A 9,591-nucleotide genomic window follows, 5' to 3' on the forward strand; every position below is an offset into this window, starting at 1 on the left:
CCCGTTCTAAAAGACAATTTCTTAGTTGTGGAACGGGCATCTTGCCCGTTTCTAAAGCTGTGAGAGTAGTGCAAAATCTAAAAATTGCCCAATTACCCCCAATCCTCAATTGTCACCAAATCCATCAAAACCTGTCCATCCCCTAAAGCGGCTGCTGAAGTACGGGCGCCGCTACCGCCTGAAAGCTTGGCTGGCAAGTATCTGTTCGCTGCTGAATAAATTCTTTGATTTAGCGCCACCAGCATTAATCGGTATTGCCGTTGATGTGGTGGTGAAACAGCAAGATTCTATCCTCGCTCAGTGGGGCATAAAAGATGTCTTTTGGCAACTGGCAATTATCACTCTTTTGAGCGCGGTTGTTTGGACGTTGGAATCTATTTTTGAATATGCCTATGATTATTTGTGGCGCAATTTGGCTCAGGATATTGAACACGATTTGCGTCTGGAAGCTTACAGCCATTTGCAGGAATTAGAATTAGCTTATTTTGAAGAACGCAGCACTGGTGGTTTGATTTCTATTCTCAATGATGATATCAATCAACTAGAACGTTTTTTGGACGACGGCGCTAATGAAGTAATTCAGGTAATGACAACGGTTGTTGTGATTGGTGCGGCTTTTTTTGCTGCTTCTCCTGGTGTTGCGGGGCTGTCAATGCTGCCCATACCTTTTATTATTTGGGGTTCGATCGCCTTTCAAAACCGCCTCGCTCCTCTCTATGCTGATGTGCGGGAAAAGGTGAGTTTTCTGAACGGGCAACTGTCGAATAATTTGATGGGAATTACTACTATTAAAAGTTTTACTTCCGAAGATTATGAAATTCAGCGTATCGAAACACAAAGCCAAGCTTACCGCCAAAGCAACCGACGGGCGATCGTACTTTCGGCAGCTTTTATTCCGCTGATTCGGGTTGTGATTTTCTTGGGGTTTATTGCAACACTATTTTTGGGCGGTTTGGATGTTGTGGCGGGCCGATTGTCTGTGGGAACTTACAGCGTTTTGGTGTTTTTGACCCAGCGGTTGCTGTGGCCGCTGACTCGCCTGGGAGATACTCTGGATCAATACCAGCGCGCAATGGCTTCGACTAATCGGGTGATGAATTTGTTGGATACTCCGATCGCAATTCGCACGGGTGATATTCGGCGGCCGGTTAGTTCGATTAAGGGTGAGTTGGAATTTAAAAATGTTACCTTTTCTTATAATCAAAGAAAACCGATTTTGCAGTATTTTTCCTTGACTCTACCTGCGGGGAAAACTACTGCGATTGTTGGGGCTACTGGTTCGGGTAAAAGTACGCTGGTGAAACTAATCTTGAGGCTGTACGAGGTACAGCATGGCAATATTTATCTCGACGGTATAGAATTAAATAACCTGAATTTAAAAGATTTGCGTAGAGCGATCGGATTGGTGAGTCAAGATGTATTTTTGTTCCACGGTACGGTGGCAGAAAATATTGCTTACGGCAGTTTTGAGGCAACCAATCGAGAGATAGTAAATGCTGCGAAAATTGCAGAAGCGCACGAGTTTATCGCCCAATTGCCGGACGGTTACAACACTATTGTAGGGGAACGCGGTCAAAAATTGTCGGGGGGTCAGCGGCAGCGAATTGCAATTGCGAGGGCTGTTTTGAAGAATCCGCCGATTTTGATTCTTGACGAAGCTACTTCAGCGGTGGATAACGAGACTGAGGCGGCAATTCAGCGATCGCTCGAACGAATTACCAAGAATCGCACTACAATTGCGATCGCCCACCGTCTTTCTACTGTCCGCAATGCCGATTGCATTTGTGTCATGGAAGAGGGGCTGGTGGTAGAATCGGGGCAGCACGAACAACTGATCGAACATGACGGAATTTATGCGGCGCTCTGGCGCGTGCAATCTGGTATAAGATAGAAACGCAGCGGTTTTGGGTAATGGGGAATTGCTCATGGGGAATTAGTAATATCATGTCTGGTAGCATCATAAGTATATGGGCGGGGCGGGTTTATGAGATAATTAGTTTGACACGTAGATTGTTGGTAAAACCCGCCCCTACTAGAGGGAAAATTACCCGATCGCAAATCAACCCGACATGATATAGTTGGTAATTTGAATCATAACTAATGACAAATGCCAACTGACAAATGCCAACTGACTACTGACTGCTGACTGTAAAATATTAGTTTATACAAACAAGAAGAGAAAATGTTTCTATTTGATAGCCCTGAGTCCAAACCTAACGAAAATAGCTGGAGTCGCAAGTTAGATAAATTTGTGAAAGCTAATCAACATGAATTGGCTGCTTTGGCTTGGGGACTATTTCTGGAAAGGGGAGAGGAAAGCGAGGAGATTTTGGCAATTGATATTGCAGAAACTGCCCGTTTTGTGTATTGTAAGAAAGAGGCGGTTGAGGAGTTGAACCGTCAAGTAAAAAGTCATATTCAGGAAGTTGTAGGTGTGTTGAATGCTCACAAGCCTGAGAAAGAAGTGGCGATTTTGGCGATCGGAGAAGGTCAAATTAAGTTAATTTTTTTTGAACCTAAGCCTGAACCTCCTGTTTGTTTTGAGGAAGCCGCAACAGATGTTGATACATTGTTGGCTAAGCTGGAACAGCAGATGGTTGAATATATGAAATAGGAGTTATATCAAATCCGGTGGCATCGGAAGTGATATAACCTACAGTCAGGAGACGACGCCGTGGGGTTTCCCTACAATTAATTGGGCGATGGTTAGATATCTTATCGAGGAAGATTGATTATGTTGGGGTAGGGAAACGGCAATCCCCTGTCTTCAGTTTACCTATTGTCGATGGTTATATCCGATCGCACTCAGAGGGCAATTTCATCCCGCAGTCTCTTTCAATCCCTGGGTGATATCAACATTGTATCAGTAACAGGCAAGATGCCTGTTCCACAAAGAGTAAAGCCGGACTTATTATAGATATCAAAATAACCAGCAATCAAAATAACCAGGGGGCGGCGAATCGTCATGCAAAATTTGAGCTTTGTCTAAATTAGGTATAGCTTCCGCCAATTCACTACCTAATTTTACTTCCTGTGCTCTGTCTGTTAAGGGAAATGAAAATTGATAGCCATCTTGCAAATATTTGGCCCTAGCAAGAATCTCGTCTTTGTCTAAAATAGCGCTGTTGCTACCAATCAAAACGCTGTTAATGTCCTTCCACGGACACACGCACACTTGAGAAAACACGCTTTGAAAAGTCTTGATTTTTTCTGCATAAAACTCATCTCTTTGCAGCAGATTTACCAGCACAACTCCCTCACTTGACAAGTGTTTCTTGCAGAGTTGATAAAATTCTTTGGTGGCCAGCCTGTGGGGAAAGTAGCCGTTGCCAAAAAATACGTCGGTCATGATGATATCGTACTGCATATCGGGATTTTGCTGTTCTAAATACTCTCGGCCGTCTTGAATTGTTACAGTCAGCCGATCGTCCAATTTTACCCCAAAACACTGTGTAGCTGCTTCGAGCGCGATCGGATCTACATCCGCACATTCTATAACAGTTTCCGGCAAATAGTGGTGCAAAACTAAGGGAATTCTGCCGCCGCCAAATCCAGCCATATAGATTCTTTGAGGTTGGTTTTGCCACACTAAACCCAACATCATCGCCTGAGTATATTCAGACACTAGATGTAAAGGATTGTTGAAATCGAAAACAGATTGCAGTAAATCTGTTTGCTGATTTATTTTTTCTACTAAAGATAGCTTAATGTGCGATCGCTCTTTTGTGACTGCAACATAGTGAACACCAGACTCTTTGCAAAAAATAACTTTGTCTGGCTGTTGCTGCAGCCAAGCCAGCCGCTGTCGAATAGCGGATAAATTAATAGATTGCCAAGTTTTGTGTTCCTCAATCATCTGATTTTAAATTTTATTTTAATTCGATATTCTCTAAGAAATAGCCTCATCAACCCGGTTTCTACCAAAATGGCTGAGTCGCCCGATATCTGCGAAGAAACCGGGTTTCTAGTGAAGGCGGACGCAACTCATGTTCTCATTTTCCAGCATGGCGAAGAACGAAAAGACAACAGAAATTCACCCGATTACAGTCGCTTATACGCCACCAATTCCAAACCTGAAACCGAAAGTTCCACTTTTTCCCAATCTTGCTTGTCACCTTCCAACTTTTCAAAGGCTGCTGAGGTGAGCAAAATCTCTCCCCGTTCCGCCAAATCCTCTCCCAGCTTGGATGCCAGATTAAATTCCGACCCGTACATATCCTCTCCTTCCAGCATCAAAACATCGCCGCAGCCAATACCAATGCAGAGGTAAATATCCATCTCCGGCGGCAGTGTCGTGTTGACAGCCGCCGTGTGTTTCAAAGAGTCGATCGCAGCTTCCACCGCTGATTTTACATCGGGAAAAACTGCAAAAATATTGTCAGCTTCCTCCTTAACTACAGTGCCGCCGTATTCGGAAATTATCGGTTTGACAATTCCGTGCATCCGGTGAATCATTGCCAAAAAATGAATAATTCCGTAGCGGACTGTCGTGCGCGAAAATCCCGACATATCCATTACTAAAATTGCGTAATTTTGGCGAAAAGTTTCATTTATTTTCGCATCAATTTCAGCCATCCTTTCGGGATGTTCGTTTCTTTCTTGCAGCAGCTTTTCTAAGTTAGCGCGGTTATTTGTTTTCATTTGACTTAAATTATTTAATTAAATTCCCAATCGCGACACAGTTCTTGAGGACGGCCAGCCGGATGCACCGCACAATTGATGCCATCCTTACCGTAATAATAATCGCAGACTTTGCAAGGTTTAGTTTGCTCTAATTTTTTCATCAAAATTGCCCGGATTGTCTGGACTCGGTTGCGATACTTGTTGGCATTCGAGTGACTCGGTTCAATTGCCAAAGCTTGCTCGAAAGCTGCTAAGCTGGAATCGTACAATTTAATAATTTGAGAACTGTATTTTGTCCAAGCATCGGCATGGCTTTGATACAGTTCGACTGTACTTAAGTTTAAAATTCCGTATTCTGTCCAAGCGTCGGCTGAAGCTCGATCGAACTTAATATTGGCATTGAGCAAAACTTTTTTGATCGTTGCCAAAAGTTCCCTCGGCTGCCAAGGTTTGCTAACATAAGCCTCGGCGCGATCGCCCTGGAACCTCGCAAATAAAGCTAACTGCTGTCCCTTGCCTGTTAAAAATACCACCGGTATGTTCCGAGTTTCGGGATTAGCTTTAATTAAACGACAAACCCCGTAGCCGTCTAGACGGGGCATTATGACATCTAATAATACTAAATCGGGGCAATTTTTCTCAATTTGATCCAGCGCTTCCACACCGTCAGATGCCTGAATTACATTCAATCCGCTGCATCTCAACTGATGTGAAATGCACTCGCGCTGGCTGCGGGAATCTTCCACCACTAAAACTGTACTCATCACTCCCCACCTGGTTTTTGAGGTAAACTTGTTCGCTGCTTCGAGTAACCCTTGCTGAAATCAGTTTACCCACATTGGAAGAGTTTGTTATCACTGGCAAGCTAAATTTACTCAAATTGCAACAAATCTTAAACTGGGGAGCCAAGGTGATACTTATCAGAAAATGCTGGTTGCTAATACGCGGACAATTATTCGAGATTAAGGGGGCAAATATTCGGCTTTTAAGCCTTAATAACGGCAAATCGTACTGATATCGGACGAAAACCTTGTTGAATTGCAACAGATAATCGGCTACTGTATACGTTAAAGTTCTTAAACGCGACAAATGAATAGATTGCTCCTCACTTTATTGGTAAGTCCGACGCTGTTTGGATCTGTGATGTCTTTGAGCGCGATCGCAAATCCCGCTCAAATTGGCGAAACACCAAGCCAATCGGCTGATTCGTCGTCCCGCTGCGTGCGATCGCCCCACACTCAGCGCCTGACTTGCGTGCGACTCCCCGCCAAAACCGCTGCTTCAGATTCTAAACAGACGATCGCTTGGCAGTCACCGGATGGCCAGCCTGTGGCGATGCTGGACTTTTCGGAAGAAGAAAGCGATGCCGCCGTGGCGATGTTTGGCTGCGACTGTCCGCTTTGCATCAATTCCCTGCGCCAGTTGCGCGGTGTGCCGCTTTTACCCGTGTAAGGGCGATCAACCCAACAGCATTGGGAGTCAGTGTCAAAAACCTGGTTTCCGATCGCTGCGGGCTTTGGAATGCCTTTAGCTTTCTCACTTTTAAAGAAATTGTAGTCAATTTCTTGCAGGATTTCTAGAGATTTTTTATCTCTCAAAATCGGGTCTCTACTTTTTAGCGAGAACTTGTTTAAGTTGAGCAGTTGCTTGCTCAATTTTTTCGATACTACCTGGGTTGACCAATCCATAGTAGTCAAAAACGTAAACTCGATTATTTTTGGTGGCTGTGAGTTGATTCCAAAATGAATCAGATTTAAATTGGTCTAAAATTCCTTCTCCCCGATCAACTACAATGATAACTTCCGGATTTGCCTCTAAAACCTTTTCCGCTGAAAGCGTCACGTAGCCTCGCACCGGGCTATCTCCTTGCAATTGGGCTGCGACATTTTTCACGTTAAACTTACCCAGCAAATCTCCAGCCCAACTGCTTTGATTGGGCGATAAAATCGGTTGTCTGCTTACCAAAACTAAAGTGGCGGGGCTTTGATTTGGGATGTCTGCTAAAAATGTTTGGTAGCGTTTTAACAGAGGTTCGGGAGTAGTATTTAGGGATTTAGCTAAAGTAGTTGTTAACTCCTCTAGGGATTTCCAGCTATCTACTTGAGTGAGTAAAGTTTTAATTCCAAGCTGCTGCAACTTCTGCATTGTTTGGTCATGAAATCCCGATGCACCTACCACCAAATCTGGTTTCAATGCGATGAGTTTTTCCAAATTGGGAGGGGTACGTTCGCCAGTGACTGCCGTAATCCCTGTAAATTTGGGGTTGCTGCTGACTAATTTGCTGCCGGGAATTCCTACAAGTTTGGTTGGGTCGAGTTGATGGATAATATCGGCGGTTAAAGGTGTTAAAGCTACAACTTTCTGTACAGATTCGCTGTTAGTTGTTTGTGGTTGATTTGCTGATGGTGAACCAGCAGGAGTTGATTGCTGAATTTGGGGTGAAGTGGCGGCGGAGCAAGCGGTAAATGCTAAACTCAGCAACAGGATAGCGGTACGATAAAAAAAAGTTTTGTACATAGTTTAGGCGGGAGTTACAACGAGTTTAAACCAGGTTGAGACAGAATTGACGGGAAGTTCGATCGCACTCAAAAATGATTGTTGACAGTTGACTGTTGACGGTTGACGGTTGACTGTTGACTGTTGACTGTTGACTGTTGACTGTTGACTGTTGACTGTTTGGACATTTGAACAATACCGATGCAACCGGAAACGATCAGACGGGAAGTTCGATCGCAATTGAGTGCTGAATGATTTAAATATCAATAGTTTACGGGATATTTGCAGTCCTGGACGCACTGCGACCAAAGAAACTGGGTTTTTACCTTGGGTGCGGGCTGCAACGAGGTATTTTCGTCAAGATTAGGAATCGATCCCCCCTAGCCCCCCGCCGGAGGGGGGAACAAGATTCTTCTTAAAGTCAACCCCTACTCCCCAACAACCAGGGGGATTTAGGGGGATCGAAACTAAGTGCGAACAACAGGAGCGATCGCACAAATCTGCAAGCCTACAGAAGTTTCTAAAATGATAGCTTCTACGCCAAAAATCTGAGCTAAATTATCCGTAGTTAAAACTTGTGCAGGAGTTCCTACACAAAAAACTTCTCCTTTATTTAACATAGCAATCCGCGAACTGTACCTAGCAGCTAAATTAATTTCATGCAGCACCGTAATAATCGTCAATTTGTGTTTTATATTTAGTTGATTAAGCAGTTCTAACAATTGCAACTGATAGCAAAGATCTAAATAAGTAGTAGGTTCATCTAATAGCAAAACTTGCGGATTTTGAGCCAAAGCTAAGGCGAGGAAAGCGCGCTGGCGTTCGCCTCCTGAGAGTTGTTCGACGGGGCGATCGCGAAATTCCTCAATCCCAGTTTGAGTGATAGCAACCTCCACCTTTTCCGCATCTTCCTTGCTCAATTCCCACTGCCACCAACCCTGATGAGGAGAACGCCCCAAACTAACTAATTGCCTTACCGTCAAACCTTCGGGCACTGTTTGCTGCTGCGGCAAAATCGCTAATTTTTGAGCGACAACAGCAGCAGGTTGAGTATGAATTGCTTTGCCATCAAGCAACACACTTCCTTGCTGCGGAGTTAGGATGCGGCTAACTAACTTCAAAAAAGTAGACTTACCAGAACCGTTGGCACCAATGAGACTCAACCACTCACCAGGTTGTAAAGATAAAGTGATGTTGTGGGCGATCGCAACTTCGCCGTAACCACCGGTTAAATTTTGAATTTCTAAAGACATTATATTTGGGTAATGGGTAATTGGGAATGGGCATGGGGCATGGGGCATGGGGCATGGGTTACTAATAACTAATGACTGATGACTAATAACTAATGACTAATGACTAAGAACTAGAACGCCGATAAAGCAGCCACACAAATAGCGGAGAACCCAACAAAGCCGTAACCGTACCCACAGGCAATTCTACCGCACCCAAACGAGCCAAAAAATCAGCAAAAGTCAACACCCAAGCACCGCCGATCGCACTCAGCGGCAATACAAACCGATAATCATTACCAACCAACAAACGCACGCCGTGAGGCACAACCAATCCCACAAAACCAATCAATCCGCCGATGCTGACAGCACTCGCAGCTAGCAAAGTAGCAACACCCCCAATCAACAAGCGCGATCGCACCAGCGACACCCCCAAACCAACAGCTAAATCGTCGCCCAAAGCCAGCAAATTTATCGATCGACCCAAAAAACATCCTAACAGCAAAGCAGTTAAAATATAAGGTGCAGCCACCTGCAAATCCGACCAGCCGCGACCGTTCAAACTACCGATTAACCAATTCAAAGCAGCTTGCAAACGGCTGTCTTCAGCTAACAGCAGCAGTGTAGTTTGTATTGCCCCAAACAGAGAACTCACAGCTACACCACCTAAAACCAAACGTTCCACAGAAATTCCCGTTTTAGTTTTGCCCAAAAAGTAGACCAGCATCGAAGTTAAAATAGCACCTATCCAAGCCACCAAAGGCACCCAAGTTTGAAATATTCCCAAAGTCAGCATAGTAATCGCAACCAACCCCGCACCCGCCGAAATTCCTAATACAAAAGGATCTGCTAAACCGTTGCGGAGCAAACCTTGCAGCAAAGCTCCCGACATTCCTAAAGCCGCACCAACCGTCAGCGCTGCAGCCACTCTGGGCAAACGCAATTCCCAAAAAATAGTTTGATTGACAGCATCACCTCGGTGCAGAAATGCTTGCCACAATTGAGCTGAACTCATCGACACCGCACCAAAAGAAAGCGAAAGGGCGATGGTTAATAGCAAACCCAACCCTAAGAATACAACTGCCTGAAAAACTCGATATTTTAGCCAGATTCTTTGCAGAGTCACTACATTACACCACAATCTTCGTTAACAGCACTAAATACCATAGGAATGAGAATTAAATAACTTCCACTCTTGAAAGTGGGATGGGCGTCCCGCCCGTCCTTTTTGGACGGGCGGGAC

General features: G+C 44.5%; 10 protein-coding genes. 3 read left to right on the top strand and 7 right to left on the bottom strand.

The features are described 5' to 3' along the window. The first annotated feature begins 109 nt into the window (after positions 1–109). Both QUA16_RS17930 and ccmS read left to right on the top strand, forming a co-directional pair. A complete protein-coding gene (locus QUA16_RS17930; protein WP_333104761.1) occupies positions 110–1,891 on the top strand; it encodes an ABC transporter ATP-binding protein in 1,782 nt (593 codons plus the stop codon). Between the two features lie 291 nt (positions 1,892–2,182). Continuing rightward, on the top strand, positions 2,183–2,614 hold the full coding sequence (gene ccmS / locus QUA16_RS17935; RefSeq protein WP_333104762.1) for a beta-carboxysome assembly chaperone CcmS: 432 nt from the start codon (positions 2,183–2,185) through the stop codon (positions 2,612–2,614). A 306-nt stretch (positions 2,615–2,920) separates the two neighbouring features. Here ccmS and QUA16_RS17940 read toward each other — a convergent pair whose 3' ends face one another. The 3 genes from QUA16_RS17940 to QUA16_RS17950 all read right to left on the bottom strand — a co-directional run bounded on the left by QUA16_RS17940 (position 2,921) and on the right by QUA16_RS17950 (position 5,387). Then, positions 2,921–3,856 carry a fused MFS/spermidine synthase gene (locus QUA16_RS17940; protein WP_333104763.1) on the bottom strand — a complete coding sequence of 312 codons (936 nt, stop codon included), beginning with the start codon at positions 3,854–3,856 and terminating at the stop codon, positions 2,921–2,923. 185 nt (positions 3,857–4,041) lie between these two features. Beyond that, a complete protein-coding gene (locus QUA16_RS17945; RefSeq protein ID WP_333104764.1) occupies positions 4,042–4,641 on the bottom strand; it encodes an adenylate/guanylate cyclase domain-containing protein in 600 nt (199 codons plus the stop codon). A 14-nt stretch (positions 4,642–4,655) separates the two neighbouring features. After that, the gene (locus tag QUA16_RS17950; RefSeq protein WP_333104765.1) at positions 4,656–5,387 is read right to left on the bottom strand and encodes a response regulator; all 732 of its coding nucleotides are present in this window, start codon (positions 5,385–5,387) and stop codon (positions 4,656–4,658) included. A gap of 325 nt (positions 5,388–5,712) precedes the next feature. Between QUA16_RS17950 and QUA16_RS17955 the strand changes: the two genes are divergently transcribed. Then, entirely contained in the window at positions 5,713–6,075 is a 363-nt protein-coding gene (locus QUA16_RS17955) for a hypothetical protein (RefSeq protein ID WP_333104766.1), read from the top strand. Positions 6,076–6,231: 156 nt separating this feature from the next. Here QUA16_RS17955 and QUA16_RS17960 read toward each other — a convergent pair whose 3' ends face one another. The 4 genes from QUA16_RS17960 to QUA16_RS17975 form a co-directional block, all read right to left on the bottom strand. Next, positions 6,232–7,140, bottom strand: a complete 909-nt coding sequence (locus QUA16_RS17960; protein ID WP_333104767.1) for an ABC transporter substrate-binding protein — start codon at positions 7,138–7,140, stop codon at positions 6,232–6,234. 3 nt (positions 7,141–7,143) lie between these two features. After that, on the bottom strand, positions 7,144–7,386 hold the full coding sequence (locus QUA16_RS17965) for a hypothetical protein (protein ID WP_333104768.1): 243 nt from the start codon (positions 7,384–7,386) through the stop codon (positions 7,144–7,146). Positions 7,387–7,586: 200 nt separating this feature from the next. Continuing rightward, positions 7,587–8,372, bottom strand: a complete 786-nt coding sequence (locus QUA16_RS17970; RefSeq protein ID WP_333104770.1) for an ABC transporter ATP-binding protein — start codon at positions 8,370–8,372, stop codon at positions 7,587–7,589. Positions 8,373–8,475: 103 nt separating this feature from the next. Further along, positions 8,476–9,474 (bottom strand): iron ABC transporter permease, encoded by a 999-nt coding sequence (locus tag QUA16_RS17975; protein ID WP_333104771.1) that lies wholly within the window; start codon positions 9,472–9,474, stop codon positions 8,476–8,478. Positions 9,475–9,591: the final 117 nt, after the last annotated feature.

This window comes from Microcoleus sp. S13_C3 (assembly GCF_036700905.1).
In the GTDB taxonomy this organism is placed as follows: Bacteria; Cyanobacteriota; Cyanobacteriia; order Cyanobacteriales; family Microcoleaceae; genus Microcoleus.

Coding starts and splice junctions, on each gene's coding strand:
- QUA16_RS17970 (WP_333104770.1), bottom strand. CDS start 8,372: ATGTCTTTAGAAATTCAAAATTTAACCGGTGGTTACGGCGAAGTTGCG.
- ccmS (WP_333104762.1), top strand. CDS start 2,183: ATGTTTCTATTTGATAGCCCTGAGTCCAAACCTAACGAAAATAGCTGG.
- QUA16_RS17960 (WP_333104767.1), bottom strand. CDS start 7,140: ATGTACAAAACTTTTTTTTATCGTACCGCTATCCTGTTGCTGAGTTTA.
- QUA16_RS17945 (WP_333104764.1), bottom strand. CDS start 4,641: ATGAAAACAAATAACCGCGCTAACTTAGAAAAGCTGCTGCAAGAAAGA.
- QUA16_RS17950 (WP_333104765.1), bottom strand. CDS start 5,387: ATGAGTACAGTTTTAGTGGTGGAAGATTCCCGCAGCCAGCGCGAGTGC.
- QUA16_RS17955 (WP_333104766.1), top strand. CDS start 5,713: ATGAATAGATTGCTCCTCACTTTATTGGTAAGTCCGACGCTGTTTGGA.
- QUA16_RS17940 (WP_333104763.1), bottom strand. CDS start 3,856: ATGATTGAGGAACACAAAACTTGGCAATCTATTAATTTATCCGCTATT.